Here is an 18,021-nt window from a genome sequence, read left to right as displayed (position 1 = left end):
TCGCACCGCAAATGCGCGTTATTTAATATCAATCACCATCCATACGTCATATCAATCAGCCATAACACGTCTAGCACAACGATGTGCAGGACAGTCAATGACACAGGCACTGACACAGAAGGCTTTGACCGACGAATATCAGACCATATACCGCTAAGAGCGGGAAAGTAACCTATCGGGTGCGTTTCCGGCTAGCCCCATCGACTAACCCTGTGAACGAGACGTTTCCGACTTATGCGGACGCGCTCGCGTTTAGCACTCTCGCTCAGCAAATCGGCTGGGCGCAGGCGCGGGCGATTATCCGTTTGCAAAGGACGGCTACTCCGACAACTCTCGATCAAGCCTTAGAGCGGTATATTGACACCTCGATTGCTACCCCTAGCACGTTGGATAAGTACCGGCGGTTGTGGGAAACGTTTAATCACAAGCCAAATCTAGGCGTCAATCCCTAATTCTCGCCGTAACCGTGCGACATGGCCGGTGGCTTTAACGTTATACCCCACATAATCTAGGATTCCCTTTTTATTGACAACGAAAGTCGAACGGATTACACCTTCAACTTCTTTGCCGTAATTCATCTTCATTCCGTAGGCGCCGTATGCGCGCATGACGCTTTTGTCCTCATCACTTGCCAACGGGAAATTAACTGACTCTTTATCAGCAAAACGATCCTGACGTTCCAAAGAGTCCGGAGATATTCCAATGACGCGGTACCCCTCACCTACCAGCGCGTCGAGAGAATCTCGGAAGTCGCAGGCCTGTTTGGTACATCCCGGCGTCATCGCCCGCGGAAAGAAATAGATAATTACGCCCCGATCAGCCTCACTGAGAGTCTGCGCCAAGCTCACCGTTCCCCCAGTTGCCGGTAACGTAAATTCTGGCGCTGAATCGCCCACCTGCAGCTTTACCGTCATATCTATCCCTACCTTCCTCTAGTTAATCCCTCGCAATATTTCGATTACTGATCCTGCTAATTTGCTTTGTTTAGGATCGTGGCGGATCGTCCGTCATAGATCGCAGCAGCGTTAGCGAAACCATCAGAATAAAAAGAATGAAGCCCACTATCATAGGCACTATGCCCCACACCGTAGGGAATAATATTCCCGCACCGAGCGTGCCGGCAGCCACCATAAAAGGCGATTGACGATACATACCCCATAAACCACACAACACCATCGCTGACCCGCATAGAACGAGAATTAGTATCGCCAACGGAAAACCCACACGAACAAGGGTCACCCAGCCGATTACCGCCATTGCGACCATAAAGACGCTTCCCAGCTTGCCCATGAGGTTTTCATAATGCTGCATGGTCTAAGTGTTCCATAATTTAGCGAAAGAAATCATCGTCGTGCGTTCACCGCAGGCTAATTATTTTCTCCGGATAGCACTTTTCTCTACGCCCATCCCCCTGGCACAATCGAACTATGAGCGATGTGAAATCTGGCGATATGGGGCCGTGGCTATCTCCTGAGGATCTTGAATTCGTCCGACGGAAAGTTCCCATGTTGTATATCGATGCTGTTCCCGTTCACCTCAATGACGACGGATCGCTACATTCCCTTGGGCTTATCCTTACCGCAACCGATGATGGAATCACTCGCTCTCTTGTTAGCGGTCGAGTGCTATATCACGAGTCAATTCGCGACGCACTGAAGCGCCATCTAGAAAAAGATCTTGGTGACATCGCACTGCCACAATTGCCCTGCCACCTGGTACCTTTCACTGTTGGGGAGTACTTCCCCACTCCTGGTGAAGGTCATCATGACCCCCGTCAACATGCCGTCTCCCTGGCCTACCTCATCCCTATCGTCGGGGATTGCAAGCCTTGGTCTGACGCCTTAGAAATCAACTGGTTCACCCCTGGGGAGCTATTAACTCCGGAGCTGCAAAGCGAGATTTTGCCGAACCACCTGCCAATCATCAAACAAGCATTAGCAGTGATGGGGCGGATCTAATCGCTGCTCCTTTTGGTTGGCTCTTTTCACACCATGCCGTTGGCTTGCAGCCAGGTGCTCACGTCATCTGCTAATGCTGCAAATGCCTGCTGACGATGGGAAATCGCATTCTTCTGCTCTGCGCTGAGTTCTGCACACGTCACCGCATATCCCTCTGGCTGGAAAATCGGATCGTAGCCGAAACCATTTTCTCCGGCAGGTTGGTAACGCAACACCCCATCCATATACCCATAACGAACGATTTCCTCGCCATCTGGGGTGACGAACGCCGCCGCACAGGTAAAACGTGCTGCCCGATTCTCCATCGGGACGTCGCGAAGCTGATCGAGGAGTAACTGCATATTTGCCACATCCTCACCGTGCCGACCGCACCAGCGCGCCGAGAAAATCCCCGGCGCTCCTCCCATAATCTGCACACACAACCCGGAGTCATCCGCGAGCGCTGGCTGCCCGCATAATCCAGCGATCTGCCGCGCTTTAATGAGGGCGTTCTCAGCGAAAGACACCCCATCTTCAATCGGGTCAGGGATATGCTCTGGCACGGTTTGCACGACATCATGTATTGCTATTTGCGGAAACATCTGCTGCCACCGCGAGGCAAGAATACGACGTACTTCGTCAATTTTGTGCGGGTTTCGAGTGGCAAAAATTATCATGCGGATATGCCTGCCTGCGGTATCTGAGCACACACCTGCTGTTGAATCTGGCTGAGGTGCTGCGTCCCCAAAGCTGCTAAGTCAAGGAGTTCGTTGAGCTGCCGACGATCAAAGGGCTGACCTTCTGCCGTCCCTTGCACCTCAATAAACTCTCCACAGCCCGTCATGACTACGTTCATATCTGTTTGTGCCCGGACGTCTTCTTCATAGGGCAGATCTAAGCATGGCACCCCGTCAATAATGCCGACCGAAATCGCGCTGACGGTATCTCGTAATACTGGACGGTTAGCTTTCGCGGTAATAATCCCATGCTCAATACCCCATGCGACCGCATCTGCGAGGGCTACGTATGCTCCGGTGATCGAAGCGGTGCGCGTGCCACCGTCGGCTTGCAGAACATCACAGTCGAGAACGATAGTGTTCTCTCCGAGAGCCGAAAAATCAACCACCGCCCGCAGGGAACGCCCGATAAGGCGAGAGATCTCTTGGGTGCGCCCACTAATCTTTCCTCGCACAGATTCACGATCGGAACGAGTTGTGGTTGCGCGCGGCAACATGGCGTATTCCGCCGTCACCCATCCCAAACCACTGCCGGTGCGCCAACGCGGCACGCCAGCCGTCAGCGAAGCCACACACAACACTTTCGTCTCGCCAAATTCAACCAGGACGCTTCCTTCACCGTTACGCAGATAGTTCCGAGTTATGCGAACTGGTCGTAGCTGGTCCGGAGTGCGCCCGTCATGCCGTGTCATCATCTCTGCCTCTCCATATCGAGGTTACGTCACTTACTTTCTCCATAATATGCTGATCTTTTCTTGCGTCATGAGATACGCACGCCGACGTAAAGCGCCGCAGTTGCAGTGTTACCTCAGGCAAAGCTACGAGCGCAAGCGATAATGACGCGGATTCCCATCCATAATGCCACTGGCTGCCTCCTACCGCTCTTGCTTCCGATACGTAATGCCGTTGCTAAGGGCATATTCCTCCGTGGCAAACTACGCAGGGGCCCCTAGCTATTTGACTAGCTTTGTGAGCCAGGAGCGGAAACTCCCAGCCTGCTCGCTTATCGCACGTTATATCTCAGCAGGGAGCATGAGCCACATGCTGATCCGGCTAAAGCTCATACACCTCGCCCGCTTCAACTGCTTGGCATGGCCCAGTGAAGCACTCTTTAGCGTCACGAACATTGCGTTTACTATCTGTCCACGGTTGCAAGTGAGTCAGCAATAGACGCCGCACCCCAGCCTGAGCTGCGAGTTTTCCGGCCCGCATACCCGTCAAGTGGATACCTTCAACAAGATCACGACCTTCTTCAAAAGCCGCTTCCGAGAGCAACAGATCAGCCCCGCGAGCAGCGTCAACTACTGTCTGGCATAAGTCAGTATCGCCAGTGAAGGTCAAGACGACATCGCGGCTGGGATCATCTTCACTCGGACCAGTAATGCGCATTGCTAACGTCGGTACTGAATGCCAAGAATCAAAAAACTCAACGTGGAATGGCCCGATACGCACAGTATCCCCGTGGCAGACCTGCTGGAATTGGAATTCCCCAGCGTAATCTTCAGTTGCTGGGTCATCTGCGATTCCTCTGGTACGCGCTAAACCGTCACCCGGAGAAAAGACGGCAATCGGCGGCAGTGCCCCTTCGGGATACCACCGACGGTAGACCTGCATCCCCACAATATCTGCACAGTGATCTGCATGCAGATGGGATAACATCATGGCGTCAATCCGTGCCGGATCGACGTAACGCAGCAAATGCCCCATTGCTCCTGGCCCAAAATCCATAATGAGGGACCAGGTTCTCTCACCGCCAGCATCATCGCGTCCTTGAGCTTGCACGAGGTACGAAGACGCCGGCGAATTCTTTCCGGACATAGATCCGGAACATCCGATAATCGTCAGTTTCATCTGTGTACCTCCACCTGGTTGACGCCGGTGACTTCTGGCCCAAGAAAACGTCGGGCTAAATCGCGGAACTCTGCCGCATTACCAGTGACATTAAACGAATATGTAGGCGTGCTCAGCGGCGCGCTCAATAGATTCCGCCGAGTCAGCTCGCTGTAGACGTCTCGGGCGGTTTCTTCCGCAGACGAGACAAGAGCGACGTGTGGCCCCATCACATAGGAAATAACGCCAGCTAAGATCGGGTAGTGAGTACATCCTAAAATCAAGGTATCCACTCCAGCAGCTTTAATCGGCGCTAGGTACTCCTGCGCAATCGCAAGTAGCTCATCCCCGGTTGTTATCCCCTGTTCAACAAATTCAACAAAACGGGGTGCCGGAGCTGCCGTCAATTCCACCTCAGGCAACACCGCAAAGGCATCGTGGTAGGCTTGCGATTCAATGGTGGCTTGCGTACCAATAATGCCGATCCGATGATTTGAGGTCATACGCATTGCTGCTCGCACTGCCGGATGAATCACCTCAACGACGGGGATACCTTGGGCGGTACTATAGCGTTCGCGCGCATCGTGGAGCACCGCCGCAGAAGCTGAATTACAGGCAATGACGAGCATCTTCACCCCGGATGCCACCAACTGATCCATAATATCCAACGCAAACTCACGCACTTGTGCGATCGGTCGTGGACCGTATGGGCAATGCAGGGTATCGCCAATATATGTTAAAGATTCCCCGGGGAGCTGATCTATGATTGCGCGGGCAACCGTCAATCCACCTACACCCGAATCAAAGACTCCAATCGGAGAATCATTCATGCCTCGATGCTACCCGCGCGGTCGTTTCCGATTCAGTGCGCGAAGCAGTGAATCTTGCCACCAGGTCGTCATGGCGTACAAAACAGCTAACATATCGTCACTGCTCGTCACTTCTGGAAAATCCTCTGCCACCTGCGGATGCGGCGACATGAACACGCTAGCCCGCTGATATATTTCTTCGGCTTCCTGCTCGGAATCAATCTGCAGCCGAGTTGCCAAGACGAGACGAATATCATTAAGGGCCGCTAACCATGCTGGCCCGTCCTCATAGGAGATACGGAATCGAGATTCTCCCTCTGGGATAGCCATAAGCCCCAAATAGAAAGTGACAAGATTTTCTATCTTTGCAGCCGCCACAGTATCTTCTGTCAACTCACGCAACTGCTGTGCTTCATCCGGATCTTCACTCATATCCGGGAGTAACCGTGCAACCGCGTCATCGACCGGCACAAGTCGCGGCAAAGCTAGACCATCACTTTCATCCGCAATCGAATCAGCAATATCCGCAAGATCGGCTTCAAATTCAGCAAAGGGATCGTCCGGGTCGATCTGCTGGGATCGCCGTTCACACTCATGTTCTACATCTGAGCCAAGCAGCACCACAACGTCGCGCGCCATCCCCGCTAACGCTCGCCGCTCCCCTTCGTCAACAGCGGCGTAAATGCCGTTATGCTCCCGATGGAAAGCCATCATCAGCACTCACCTCCCTCTCGTATTCCTTGCCTCGTCGGCCCTGATCGCAGCCCTTCCATACGAACGCGCATGAACACATGGACACAAGCGCCCGCGTTCTTATTATCAGCTATCGCGCATTACTTGCCCGGTTCAATCGTCGCCCACAAACCATAGGCGTGCATCGCTTGAGCGTCTCGTTCCATCTGTTCTCGTTGACCGTTCGAAACGACCGCTCGCCCGGCATGATGTACCTCCATCGTCTTACGGAAGGCCGCCTCCGGACTCATTGAGAAATAGGTTTGGAATACCCACTGCACGTAATTAACCAGATTGACGACATCATTGTGGACGACGGTGCGCCACTGCCCCGCTAACAGGTGTTCTTGCTGCGGGTGAGAGGTCGAGAACGCTTCTGGACTTGTCTGCACGCTCTCCATCTTACTGGCTCACCGACCTGCGCGGATAGAGTAATGACATGCTCGTGCTGCACATTTTCATGCTGATCGCGCTAACGTTGGACTATGAACGAATTGCGTAGCACTGCATTGCTCACTGATATGTACGAGCTGACGATGATTGATTCGGCCCTGCGAGCTGGAACTGCCCATCGGCGCTCTGTTTTTGAAGTCTTTGGCCGACGGCTTCCTGGGCACCGACGTTACGGTGTCGTTGCCGGTACCGCGCGAGTATTGCAAGCAGTGCGGGATTTCCGTTTCACGAATGCCGAGCTGGAGTATATTCAGTCCTTGAATATCGTCAGTGACGATACGCTGGCGTGGCTGGCTGATTATCGCTTTACCGGCGATATTTACGGGTACGCCGAGGGAGAGATCTATTTCCCTGGCTCGCCGCTGATGACGGTAATCGGCACATTCGCTGAAGCCGTTATCCTGGAAACGGTTATCTTGTCGATTCTGAATTATGATTCTGCGATAGCGACCGCAGCGTCTCGGATGACTACCGCAGCTCATGATCGCCCCTGCTTGGAAATGGGAGCGCGGCGCATGCATGAGGCTGCCGCCGTGGCTGCTTCCCGCGCCGCCGTGATCGGCGGGTTCGTCGGCACATCCGATCTGGAAGCTGGGCGCTCGTTTGGGATCAAGCCTATCGGCACGGCTGCTCATTCTTTTACTTTGCTGCATGACTCCGAGGAAGAGGCTTTTGCCGCACAAATCGCAACGATGGGCCCGGATACGACGCTGCTAGTTGATACCTATGACGTCACTCGTGGCGTGGAGCGGGCGGTACAGGCAGCCCGTAATGCTGGTGGGGAGCTTGGCGCGGTGCGCCTTGATTCTGGCGATTTGGTTGCTCAGGCTTTCACGGTTCGTAAACAGCTTGATGATTTAGGTGCCACCTCCACCAAGATTACTGTGACGTCAGATTTGGATGAATACGCGATTGCTGCGTTGAACGCTGCTCCTGTTGATGCCTACGGGGTGGGCACGCGGTTAGTTACTGGCTCGGGCTATCCGACTGCGCAACTGGTTTACAAGCTCGTCTTGCGCGAGCGCCCAGATGGGACGATGCAGGAAGTTGCGAAACGTTCCGATTCGAAGGGGTCAGTGGGTGGTTTGAAGATCGCTGGTCGCACCTACGACGAAACTGGCAGGGCAACTGGGGAGTTGATTGTTTCTGCTGATTCGTGGGAATCGGGATTAGCGTATCTTGACCAACATCATGCGCGTCCTTTGCAGGTTAAGCTCATTGCCGATGGCGTTATTGATGACAGCTACGTTGCAGAGGGTTCTCTGGCTCGGGCTGCCGAGCGGCATCGCAATTCGCGGGCGGCGTTGCCCTATGCTGCGTGGCGGTTATCAGAGGGCGATCCGGCGCTGCCAACAACGTTAGTCGATATTTTTAGCGATGACGACGAACGGGTCAAATAGTAACTGTTACATGACCGCTTCGCGGTGGTAGCGTCACAAAATAAAACAGTGTTTAGCCGTGCGAGGGAATTATCGCACGGCTAAATATTGCCCTGGAAGCAAAGCTTCGGTTAGGCGAGGAAATAGGTGGTTGCTGCTTAATGCATACGGTTCGCGCTGCTCTGCAACGAGCATATTGGCAAGGCAACAGTATCATGCAAGTAGGGGCAGCTAGGTACTCGCCTATTTGGGCGGCTGGTTACCAAATGGCCAGGTTCCCCAATCTTTGCCCATAGAGTCGTAGATTGCCTTGCAGGTTGGGCAGATAGGGTATTTATCAGGGTTGCGTACCGGCGTCCAGATCTTTCCACAAAGCGCGACAACCGGCCCGCCCTCGACCGCAGATTTCATGATGCGTTCTTTGCGAACGTAATGCGCGTAGCGATCCTCGTCTCCAGGTTCGTAACTTTCTTCTGTGCGTTCGAGTAGCGCTGTGGTTGATTCTGGAACGAGCGATGGCGCTTCAGGTTGCCCAGGGGTTACCGGCTGCTGTGGAGCACCGGGAGGCTCTGGCAGGTTGGAGCTAATATCAGCAGAAACGAAAAACAACGTCTCTCCCCTCACTGGCATGACGATTCATGTTCTTATTCTTAGTGTACAAAAAAGCGTCAGCGCCCGACGGGCGGGCGCTGACGCACAGGTGAAACCAAAATTACTTGGTGACAGCCTTCTTGAGGGTCGATCCAGCAGAGATCTTCACGCCGTAGCCAGCGGGAATCTCGATCTCTTCGCCGGTGCGCGGGTTACGACCCTTGCGAGCGGCACGCTCGGTGCGCTCAACGGACATCAGACCCGTGATCTTCACGGCGTCGCCTTTAGCCAAGGACTCAACCAGGACGGACTGCAAAGCCGAAATGGCCTTGTCTGCGTCGGTCTTCGTCAAGCCAGCCTTGTCAGCAATCTTCGCAATAAGTTCGGTGCGATTGAGGGACATGTAGTTTCCTCTCATTGTTCTTCTTATGTCTTCAGCTCGGATCCGAGCTGCGGGTTTCGGGCTCGGAAACCAAGCCGCTAGATATGAATTTAGCGGAAACACCTGTGTTTATACCAACTTCACCCCGTGTTTCTTGAATTTAGGGCGTTAATTCACGTTCTCATTTTCACATTTATGCACTTTATTCACAGTGATCACATTGAGCACAGCGATCCTCGGGGAATTCGCTAAGCATTTATTTACGAGACGTTGACCAAATGTATAGCCATTCCTATCCGCTATCTCGTTCTATTTGGCGCTACCCTATTGCCCACAGCGCAATGCCGCCAGCACCTCACAGCTTTTCCTTGCCAACTCACCCCACAGGCATGCCGCATACTCACTCTCGCTACCGAGCACAGATCAGCACATCAGAATAACGGCTAGCACTACAAGCTAAACGCCGCAATCACAAGGGAAACGTCGGCAATATAACACAAACGCAATACGCGCCACAGTTTTCACCGTATATGACGTCATGCGCCCACAGGCCACGCGCTGCTACTTATCCAGATATAGCACACGGCATACAGGGCGTCTGCAGCGTATCTCTATGCCCCATGAATAATTGGAAAACCAGCTACACCAGGACGATGACGTACACCAATAGCACCTTCAAAATCATAGAAATCGCAAACATGGCGGCATATCCTGCTTCAATACGCTCATCGTCATCTTTAGCAACCGCATAAGCAATAATCGCCGGCTGCCCAAAAATTCCCGCCATCGCACCAACCGTGCGCTGTACCGAAAATCCGATAACCCGACCGGCCACAGCAATACACACCATCATCGCGATAGAAATGACCGCACCCACCGCAATCATGCGCACGCCAGCAGCAGAGAAGGCCGTCTGTGCAAACTGCGGCCCAGAAGCAATGCCAATCGCCGCCAAAAACAACATCAATCCGAGCTGCCGAATCGTCTGATTGACAGCCAAAGGCAACTGCCATACCACCGGCCCACTACGATGCAAAGCCCCCAACAGCATCCCGACGATTAGTGGCCCAACTGCCGATCCTAAGGAAAACACATGGCCGGAGGGCAACGTAACATTTACTGCTCCTACCAAGAAGCCCAAAGCCACGCCCAAGCCTAAACCAATTGTGTCAATCTGGGTCACGCGCTGTTCAGAATTTCCAAAGAAATCTTCGATAGCCGGCCCCTCTGCACGCGGATAGGCAATCACCACCCGATCACCAATTTCCACATGCTGAAAATCCGTGGCAAGCAGCTCGCTATCACCCCGACGAATACGGGTGATAACCGCGCCAAAGCGGCTAACCAGATTCAACTCAGCAACCGAACGCCCAGCCAACTCACGACGCGAGACAATAAAAGAACGGAAATCAACCCGAGAGCGATCGTCAGCTAGATGTTGTGGCTGCTCATGGCCGATTGCAGCAATCGCAGTGCGAACCGCTGTTTCATTACCCACAATAACGACTTCATCACCTGGCTGCAGTTCCTCCCCTGGGCCAATCACTCGCACACGATCATGACGCCGCAAATATGACGCGCGAATATCCTGCTCTCGCCATCCTGGAACATCCCGCAATGCCATATCGGCTTCAACGACAACCGTCCGAGCAATCAACCGCTGACCTTGGCGTGAAGGAATTTCCCGACGTTCTGGCCACGTGCGAGAAATAACGAGAGCAACGGCAATAATCCCCACCACGACACCAATCGGATAGGACAGCGCATAGCTCACACCGGGGAGCATAGAGCCAGTTGCTTGATAGGCCGTCGCAAGAGCCGCCGTCGTCGTAGAAGCGCCAGCATATAAGCCCGCCTGCAGCTCAACCGGCATTGCTACCATACGCCCCAATGCAATAGTGGCAAGTACACCAACCCCGATAGCCACAGCCGCGCCACACATCAGCGACACGTGCCGGGTAAAATCCCGAAAGAAAGTCTGACCAGCAGATAAGCCCACCATATAGACGAAAAGTGCTAGCCCAAGATTATGAACTAAAGCCAATTGCCCGCCCAGATCAGGCGCAAGATAGCCGACAAACAAACCGACAAAGAGCGCCCCGGCCGCCCCAAAACGCAGCGGCCCAAAAGGGATCATCCCTAATATGCCGCCGAAAGCAACGACGAGAAATACACTCATCAAAGGCGAAGCCGTCAATATATCAGTCATGCCACGCCCTCTCGCTAGAGTCGTCGCCACGATCTGAGAACTCAGGATTTTTATCGTCGCTATCTGCCGTTCGGGATTCATCTCCCACTGCACGATCGGCAGCTCGGCAATCATTATCGAGCATGAGGTCCTCATGATTCTTCGGATCATTTTCGCCCGCACACTCGCGCTCTGCCCCTGGCTGCTGGATAAGCACCATCTGCCAGCGATCAAGCATCGCCGTGCCCACAGTGCTTTCCATTACCTCCCGCATCTGATCCAGATCAATCTCCCCGTCGCGAATCAAAAAATCAAAGCGCCCATCCGGCTCATCCGTCGATAATCCGGTGTAAGAAAAACCATTGCGCAGATAGAAACGCTCCCGGCGTTGCCGCTGATCGGCATTGCGCGCCTCCGAAAGCACGGCTTCGATCTCTAAGAGCAGCGCTCGTTGTGGAAACTCGGCGGCGAGCATCTCCAGCGCTCGCGTGCCGTATCCTTGACCACGGCTCGCCGGCGTCATCGCAAGAAATAATATCCACAGATACTGAGGCGTCGGCACAATATAGCTTGCACCAATGAATTCTTCCCGCCCATCACTCTCATCCACAAAGGCAATCGCGTGACCTATTCCCCGTTTTACGAGGTCAACAAGATCGTCTACGGGCGCGCGCTGCTCAGCGCGAAAGGCCGTCACATATACGTCACATGCCGGCTGATAATACGGATCACAGGTTGATCGGATATACGAAAGTCGCACCTACCCAGAATATATCGACGGAGGAATAATCCGTACCGCAAATTTCACGAGGAAAAGCTCTCATCCCTAAAGCAACCGCTATCACCTACCGCTAGTTTATTAGCCACTCACTCACGCTGGAGCACTACCAGTTACGGCTACGGTTCACTATCGCCACCACGATAGGAAAGGCCCACAGCTACAACTACAGCCACAACCTCAGCCGCTACCCATATAATCACAGCAGCTCACCGCGGGTTTCTGGGCAGCATTGACGCAAGGTAACTAGAGCATCTCCTTATCGGTGAGCACGTCGGCGACAGAGCACAGCAGCTCCCCTGCAGGCACGCTACAGCACATAACTATTAGCGCGAAGCTATCGGCGACAGCCCGATATAGGATGCCACAGCGGAACAGCAGCTTGTAGCCGGAATGATGGCACTACCGCGTTGGCCTGCCCGCTGCCCGTCGTTTTACTCACGCCACCACTGATCGTCTGGCCCTGGTGGAATATGACGTTTATGTTCTGCTCGCTGCCACTTACTTTCGATGTTCTGACGAGCTGAATCTGATACCGTTTTGCCCTCTAAATAGTCGTCAATCTCGTCGTAGCTCAGCCCTAATTCGTCCTCATCTGTGCGCAGCGGCCTGCCGTCAAGCAGATCCGCCGTCGGAACTTTTTGCCATAGATGCTCCGGAGCACCCAAATACTGCAATAGGAGACGCACCTGCCGCTTGTTCAAACCGGCCAGCGGAAGTAGGTCTGCCCCACCGTCGCCGTATTTCGTGAAGAATCCCGTGACGTTCTCCGCCGCATGATCCGTGCCGATCACCAATAACCCACGGTCCCCAGCAATAGCGTATTGTGCAACCATACGCATACGAGCTTTAACATTGCCCTTATTAAAATCGGAGATTTGGCAGGCTAGGGCTGACTCGTATGCCTGCTCCATAGCGTCCGTAGCGGCTTTGATATTGACGGTGACTTCTTCATCTGCTGCCACCCACTCCATAGCCGCTGCCGCGTCGGCTTCATCGGCCTGCACACCATACGGTAAACGAACCGCAATGAAATGAGCTTCTTCCCCTGCAGAGCGCATACGTTCGACCGCGAGCTGGGCTAAGCGACCTGCGAGAGTTGAATCCACACCGCCAGAAATGCCAAGCACGAAACCTTTGGCATGTGTTGCACGGGCGTATTCGCAGAGGAATTCCACCCGACGGGTAACCTCGGCTTGCGGGTCAATAGCCGGATGCACCCCGAGAGTAGCAGTAATACGTTCTTGCAATGAATGGCTCATGGGAATCATTCTATGCGCGATAGGCGCGCGATGCGCTTTCACGTGCGCCCTCACGCACAGACGCTCTATGCCGACCGGCAGGTTGATACCCGCTTTCCTCGTTATCTCGCAAATGCTAAGCCCATATTCCACGACGATTGCCGTTTATAGGGGTTTGTAAGCACCAGCGACATTAGGAACTTCTACCTCCTACTGCCGGTGGCTACAACGCCCCATTGCCACGTACCACAAAATACACGATTTCAACTCTTCACCAGAGCTGGCAGCAGTTCCTATTTCCAGCAAACCACCTCGCTGCGAATTATCACAATCCTTCTTGCAGGTCAGCCCGCCGCGTTTTCAGTTTCTTCTTCAGTTCTTTTATTTTCTTCTTTTCCAATTCCGTTATTTTCTTCGCTTCTGCATGAGCGTGCCTATGGGTCTACCGAAAAGCCTCTCCCCCGTACCGAAAGCAGCCTCAGGTAAGACGATTCCGGCATTACGGTTACTTTCACCACCATCTCATACGTTTTACCGTCGTCTAACACGTCTGCTCACGCAACAACCCATAAGCCTCTTATCCAGCTAAAACTTTGCTGCAACGCCAGTACACAGCACTATTCGTGCCCGAAAAGCAAAACAGAATGTATAGTCACCCCACAAAGGGCGTATTAAGCTAGACAATAATTTCTCACATGATTCCCCTCCTTTGATCGGCGGTCCAAAAAAAATGACGGTAAGCCTTCGCCCACTAAGCGAATCAGATCTTCCATTTCTCTACCACTGGCTATACGAGGTCACTGAACCCCAGTGGAAGCAGTGGGACGGCCCGTATTTCGCTCCGGCACCTCACCTCACCTATGACAAGTTCTGCCAAAGTAGCTGGGCATGCAGCACAGATAACAACCGACGCATCATTGACGTTGCTGGCAAACCCGTCGGAATTGTGACGCGCCACGAAGAAGATCCAGTGGGCGGTGGCTGGTATGAAACCGGCATCGTCATCTATGACCCCCAGCACTGGAAGCACGGGATCGGCACCCAGGCACTATCGCTGTGGACGAAGCTCACCTTTGCGGAAACAAACGCTCATCTACTCACGTTAACAACCTGGTCGGGCAATGAACGCATGATCCGCTGTGGACGCCGCATTGGCTTTACTGAATGTGCCCGTATTCCACAAGCCCGACTCTGGGATGGCAAACGATGGGATAGCGTCAAACTCGTCATATTGCGATCTGAGGCAGAACGCCTACCCTGATAAGGCTGAATACAAGTCGCAATAGGCTACGCTGACTATCGCGCATATACCGTTCTGTTTCTTTCTGCGCCCTCATTATTCTTTTATCGTCTTTCTCGATAACGCCGTAGCCTATTGCGTCAGCACTTAATCACAGGATCTGCCACATGCTCAGCACATAAACTATTACAGCCCACTCCCCTTATTCGACAGCCGCAGAGGCGAACATCTATATTCGCTATATGGAATGGGGAAGCATTGCTGAATGGGTCGGGGCTATTACCGGAACTGGATTAGCCACCGCCTCTCTTATTGTTGCATTACGCGCAAATCGTCATGCCGATGCGGCAAATACTCGCGCAGACAAAATGGAAGAGCTCGAACGGCAACGCGACCTCCTCAACATCGGCTCTCAGCTACAAGTATGGTGGGCCTGCCACGAGGCAAGTGGCGAGGATTCTGATGATGACAATACAGAGCAGTCAAAGAAAGAATGGGGAATCATTATCGCCAATACCGGCGACGAGGCTCTCATGCTAACTAAGGTCGAAATTGAGGTAGTAAAACAGAATTTCACCCCTGAAGAAGTATCCAGCGAGATCGTTACCTGGAAATACGACGCCCTTCCACCCGGAGTATTCTTCCGACAGGCATATCGGAAGGGATATACGAACGCTATTGCCAATCTCAGTAACTACCGGGTCATACTTAATTCCTCGAAATATCGAATCAACTCCATTTGTTATTCGACGCCTAATCATCGACGCTGGAAATGGACACCAGAATACGGGCTAGCCGAGATCATCGAAAGCGACACCTCGAACAACGCATCATAGAAACGAAACAGCCTACCTTTCCTGCACGAATGTTTATTTTTGTTCCAGGCAAACACCCAGACCTCAGCAACCTAATCCGCGTCTACCATGACCAAATCGAGAAGCAGATCTTCATCGCCGTCGACAAGACCAGCGAATGCACACCAGAAGCACAGAAATTTCTGCGGGACACAACCGTGCTCAAGCTCGACAACAACGAACAAGCGCTCTTCGGTGAAAAGTGGAGCCGAAAGAACCGCCCCATGAAGATCCAATACAACAAACTCTGGAAGATCCTCATCGACAAGAACATGAACAAGGTTCAACTCCGAGAAACCGCAGGAATCAGCAGCAACTCCCTAGCCAAACTCGGCAAGAACGAATCAGTCCGCATGGACGTGCTCATGAAGATCGCCACCGCACTCGACTGCAAAGTCGAGGACCTCTTCGAGACGTTTCCAACGTGACGAATTTGATGCAATATCCCGCAGCAGCTGAAACAAAACATATCCAATTAAGCAGCAACACAGAAAGCAGCAGCACCATGAAATCACTACGTGACTATGAAAATTCCTTCTGGAGCCAAATCACATTCGTAGATTCCCCATTTTATCCCGACTACATGGAGGCGGTAGAAATCGCGTACAAAGAAGCCTTTGATTCTTTCTGGGAACTCGTAACAGAAACCGAAGACGCAGCAACCTTGTTACGACGAATCATGAAGGAAAAAGGCGGGCTCCGCATGAATCTACTAAAACTATTTCGCCGATTCGTTTCGCCAGATACTTCTGTCGAGATGCTGAAGAAAGTAAGCAATACGGAAAACATCATCCGCGAGTACGGGTACAGATTCCGAAGCACGGCGGACCTGGTCGAGATACAAGAACGATACAAGGGGAAAATGCGCGAACTTGAACTTCCGTTAATGGCAGTTCTTTTCGAGACACAGAACCGTGGGCAAAGCGGATATCGTCTTACAGACATGTTTTTCGAATGGTTTGAGAACAATCTAGGCGATGAATTCACAATCGAAGGTCCCCGAGGTGCCGGACGCGATGTCGAGCTTTCATCAATCCTTCCGGGGTTTGACAAGGGAACCCCGACCGACTTCGTTATCCGCTCGCGCGACAATAAGGAAGTCGTAGCAATCGGTTACGCACGTTACGACAGCGACAGGGGTGGCTCGCAGGAGGACGATCGGATCAGCGGCAACCGTGACAAGATCACCAAACTTCGGAATTATCGTCAAGCGAATCCTGACAGTGACATCAAGATTATCTTTCTCAACGATGGTCCCGGAATTGTACTTGGATCAATGTACAAAGACTATGTGGACCTCGAAGAGGTATACGGGCCGGGGTTCACCATGGTCACAACACTAAAGATGCTTGACGACCGGTTGACTTCTAGCTGGCTGACCAGTGATTCAACCGGCAATCAGTAGTCAGAACTGCAAGATTCGGTATGGGAATGACCCCTCACTCCCATTACCGAAATCCAAATCTAGCTGCTGCATCTGATTATCTTGTCCCTCAGAAAATGACCTAAAATCACCCATCGGTCTGGTTCCGTTTTCAAACCTTTCTCGAATGGTTTGAATTGCGAGTTCAGAATTATCAACGCCAATCCATCGACGTCCTAGTCGGCTTGCAGCCTCTAGAGTTGTGCCACTTCCCGCAAACGCGTCAAGAACCAGATCGCCTGGGTTGGACGAAGCACTAATAATTAGTTTAAGCAAGTCCAAGTTCTTTTCTGTTGGATAGCCAGTAATCCGAATGTTCTGATTATGAGCGTCCTTAAAATCCAACCAAATATCCTGCACTGCAATACCTGGACGTTCATCCAAGTAAACTTTTCTACGCGGGTTGCCCGTTGGAGACCAGTAAATTTCACCACGCCGATCAAATTCATCAAGCTTGTCCGGAGTGTACTGCCAGTGCTTACCTGGAGGCGGAAGCATTCCTTTCCATTCACCTCCCGTTGCACCATTTCGAGTTCCTGGCGCGTGAATAGGAACCTTCTTGTAGCGCCGTCCAGTACCTTCTTCTACATACTGATATTCCTTGAGCGCTGTCGCTTCAGTCCAAGGAGTATGTTGGACGTTGAAAGTCATCTGCTTGGAACGCGAATAGAAGAGTATATAGTCCGAAATGTTTCCAAATTGCTTCGAAGAATAGTTCTTTGGATTTGATTTCTTTCGCGTAATCATACTCCTGAAGTTATGACGCCCAAAAACCTCATCCATAATTAGCTTCGCTTCGAACACCATCTTGTTATCTAAGTGCACATAGATCGACCCTGTTGGAGACAAAAGTTCTCGCATCAGAATTAATCGCACACGCAAAAATTCAACAAACCCGGCACCGAAAAGTGTGTCCGAATAGGCAAATTCTTGCTTTCGGTTGTGAAAGTTTGAGTTCGTGGCGTAGGGCGGGTCAATATAAATTAGCTCGACTTTCCCCCGCACCTCAGGATTATTCAGTAAGTCCCCCAAGACCGAGAGATTGTCACCGAAGTACAAAGTGTTCGCCGCTTCAGCATCGGTCTCAAAAATTGTTCGATAATCAAGTGAAACTGCATCATTGATGACGTCCGCCTCTGCCCTTTTCCCCTCATAAATAAGCTCATAAGATAATGAGCTAGACACGCTAGACGGTACACCAATAGCCACCTGTTCCAACCTCTCTGAAGTTAGTGCTAATAGTCGCGAGGCTTCATTCCTCTACGCTACGTATTATCGACGTTAACTAAACACCTCAGCGGTATCAAGTCCCCGCCTATACAACTTCAGACCTGAAACTGTGAGGCGAAAACTGAAGGGCCATGTTGCCCAAATGCTGACGTTCGTTAGCAACTTCATGAGTTCACCTTTTGACGCCTAACCCACACTTTTCGACGCCCCTACCGGC

At 52.4% G+C, this 18,021-nt stretch carries 21 protein-coding genes; 7 read left to right on the top strand and 14 right to left on the bottom strand.

The window, feature by feature from the left end; translation table 11 throughout:
- Positions 1–212: 212 nt before the first annotated feature.
- Positions 213–452 (top strand): hypothetical protein, encoded by a 240-nt coding sequence (locus ACLHIL_RS04790; RefSeq protein ID WP_411296811.1) that lies wholly within the window; start codon positions 213–215, stop codon positions 450–452.
- Here ACLHIL_RS04790 and ACLHIL_RS04785 read toward each other — a convergent pair.
- Together ACLHIL_RS04785 and ACLHIL_RS04780 are read right to left on the bottom strand one after the other, a co-directional pair.
- Positions 435–914, bottom strand: coding sequence for a peroxiredoxin (locus ACLHIL_RS04785; protein ID WP_411296810.1), 480 nt, complete (start codon positions 912–914; stop codon positions 435–437). The two genes, ACLHIL_RS04790 and ACLHIL_RS04785, sit on opposite strands and share 18 nt — an antisense overlap.
- 70 nt (positions 915–984) lie before the next feature.
- Complete coding sequence (locus ACLHIL_RS04780) at positions 985–1,311, bottom strand: hypothetical protein (protein WP_411296809.1); 327 nt, start codon at positions 1,309–1,311, stop codon at positions 985–987.
- Positions 1,312–1,427: 116 nt separating this feature from the next.
- On the opposite strand from ACLHIL_RS04780, the gene ACLHIL_RS04775 reads away from it, so the two are divergent.
- Complete coding sequence (locus ACLHIL_RS04775; protein WP_411296808.1) at positions 1,428–1,958, top strand: DUF4916 domain-containing protein; 531 nt, start codon at positions 1,428–1,430, stop codon at positions 1,956–1,958.
- Positions 1,959–1,984: 26 nt separating this feature from the next.
- On the opposite strand, the gene rdgB is transcribed toward ACLHIL_RS04775, so the two are convergent.
- From rdgB to clpS, 6 genes are all read right to left on the bottom strand, one after another.
- Positions 1,985–2,614: an RdgB/HAM1 family non-canonical purine NTP pyrophosphatase gene (rdgB, locus tag ACLHIL_RS04770; protein WP_411296807.1), complete on the bottom strand. Its 630-nt coding sequence runs from the start codon at positions 2,612–2,614 to the stop codon at positions 1,985–1,987.
- Positions 2,611–3,369 carry a ribonuclease PH gene (gene rph / locus ACLHIL_RS04765; protein ID WP_411296806.1) on the bottom strand — a complete coding sequence of 253 codons (759 nt, stop codon included), beginning with the start codon at positions 3,367–3,369 and terminating at the stop codon, positions 2,611–2,613. The genes rdgB and rph overlap by 4 nt, the downstream gene beginning before the upstream one ends.
- 358 nt (positions 3,370–3,727) lie before the next feature.
- Positions 3,728–4,525 (bottom strand): MBL fold metallo-hydrolase, encoded by a 798-nt coding sequence (locus tag ACLHIL_RS04760; protein ID WP_411296805.1) that lies wholly within the window; start codon positions 4,523–4,525, stop codon positions 3,728–3,730.
- Entirely contained in the window at positions 4,522–5,334 is an 813-nt protein-coding gene (murI, locus tag ACLHIL_RS04755; protein ID WP_411296804.1) for a glutamate racemase, read from the bottom strand. Before murI ends, ACLHIL_RS04760 begins: the two co-directional genes overlap by 4 nt.
- A 9-nt stretch (positions 5,335–5,343) precedes the next feature.
- Positions 5,344–6,027: a DUF2017 family protein gene (locus ACLHIL_RS04750; protein ID WP_411296803.1), complete on the bottom strand. Its 684-nt coding sequence runs from the start codon at positions 6,025–6,027 to the stop codon at positions 5,344–5,346.
- A gap of 119 nt (positions 6,028–6,146) precedes the next feature.
- Positions 6,147–6,437, bottom strand: a complete 291-nt coding sequence (clpS, locus tag ACLHIL_RS04745) for an ATP-dependent Clp protease adapter ClpS (protein ID WP_411296802.1) — start codon at positions 6,435–6,437, stop codon at positions 6,147–6,149.
- Between the two features lie 93 nt (positions 6,438–6,530).
- On the opposite strand from clpS, the gene ACLHIL_RS04740 reads away from it, so the two are divergent.
- Positions 6,531–7,898, top strand: coding sequence for a nicotinate phosphoribosyltransferase (locus ACLHIL_RS04740; RefSeq protein ID WP_411296801.1), 1,368 nt, complete (start codon positions 6,531–6,533; stop codon positions 7,896–7,898).
- Positions 7,899–8,120: 222 nt separating this feature from the next.
- Here ACLHIL_RS04740 and ACLHIL_RS04735 read toward each other — a convergent pair whose 3' ends face one another.
- From ACLHIL_RS04735 to nadE, 5 genes are all read right to left on the bottom strand, one after another.
- A complete protein-coding gene (locus ACLHIL_RS04735; RefSeq protein WP_411296833.1) occupies positions 8,121–8,465 on the bottom strand; it encodes a DUF3039 domain-containing protein in 345 nt (114 codons plus the stop codon).
- Positions 8,466–8,589: 124 nt separating this feature from the next.
- The gene (locus ACLHIL_RS04730) at positions 8,590–8,871 is read right to left on the bottom strand and encodes an HU family DNA-binding protein (protein ID WP_411296800.1); all 282 of its coding nucleotides are present in this window, start codon (positions 8,869–8,871) and stop codon (positions 8,590–8,592) included.
- Positions 8,872–9,490: 619 nt separating this feature from the next.
- Positions 9,491–11,059, bottom strand: coding sequence for an aspartate:alanine exchanger family transporter (locus tag ACLHIL_RS04725; protein ID WP_411296799.1), 1,569 nt, complete (start codon positions 11,057–11,059; stop codon positions 9,491–9,493).
- Positions 11,052–11,798, bottom strand: a complete 747-nt coding sequence (locus tag ACLHIL_RS04720) for a GNAT family N-acetyltransferase (RefSeq protein WP_411296798.1) — start codon at positions 11,796–11,798, stop codon at positions 11,052–11,054. The genes ACLHIL_RS04725 and ACLHIL_RS04720 overlap by 8 nt, the downstream gene beginning before the upstream one ends.
- A 452-nt stretch (positions 11,799–12,250) precedes the next feature.
- Entirely contained in the window at positions 12,251–13,078 is an 828-nt protein-coding gene (gene nadE, locus ACLHIL_RS04715) for an ammonia-dependent NAD(+) synthetase (protein WP_411296797.1), read from the bottom strand.
- 709 nt (positions 13,079–13,787) lie between these two features.
- On the opposite strand from nadE, the gene ACLHIL_RS04710 reads away from it, so the two are divergent.
- From ACLHIL_RS04710 to ACLHIL_RS04695, 4 genes are all read left to right on the top strand, one after another.
- Positions 13,788–14,318, top strand: coding sequence for a GNAT family N-acetyltransferase (locus tag ACLHIL_RS04710; protein WP_411296796.1), 531 nt, complete (start codon positions 13,788–13,790; stop codon positions 14,316–14,318).
- A gap of 221 nt (positions 14,319–14,539) precedes the next feature.
- Positions 14,540–15,133 carry a hypothetical protein gene (locus ACLHIL_RS04705; RefSeq protein WP_411296795.1) on the top strand — a complete coding sequence of 198 codons (594 nt, stop codon included), beginning with the start codon at positions 14,540–14,542 and terminating at the stop codon, positions 15,131–15,133.
- Positions 15,134–15,375: 242 nt separating this feature from the next.
- Positions 15,376–15,579 (top strand): helix-turn-helix domain-containing protein, encoded by a 204-nt coding sequence (locus ACLHIL_RS04700; RefSeq protein ID WP_411296832.1) that lies wholly within the window; start codon positions 15,376–15,378, stop codon positions 15,577–15,579.
- Positions 15,576–16,556, top strand: a complete 981-nt coding sequence (locus ACLHIL_RS04695) for a hypothetical protein (RefSeq protein ID WP_411296794.1) — start codon at positions 15,576–15,578, stop codon at positions 16,554–16,556. The genes ACLHIL_RS04700 and ACLHIL_RS04695 overlap by 4 nt, the downstream gene beginning before the upstream one ends.
- Here the strand turns inward: ACLHIL_RS04695 and ACLHIL_RS04690 are convergent, their stop codons facing one another.
- Entirely contained in the window at positions 16,557–17,783 is a 1,227-nt protein-coding gene (locus ACLHIL_RS04690) for a DNA methyltransferase (protein ID WP_411296793.1), read from the bottom strand.
- Between the last annotated feature and the right edge of the window lie 238 nt (positions 17,784–18,021).

The organism is Trueperella sp. LYQ143 (genome assembly GCF_046599595.1).
GTDB lineage: Bacteria > Actinomycetota > Actinomycetes > Actinomycetales > Actinomycetaceae > Trueperella.
This window is presented reverse-complemented; position numbering and strand designations above follow the sequence as displayed.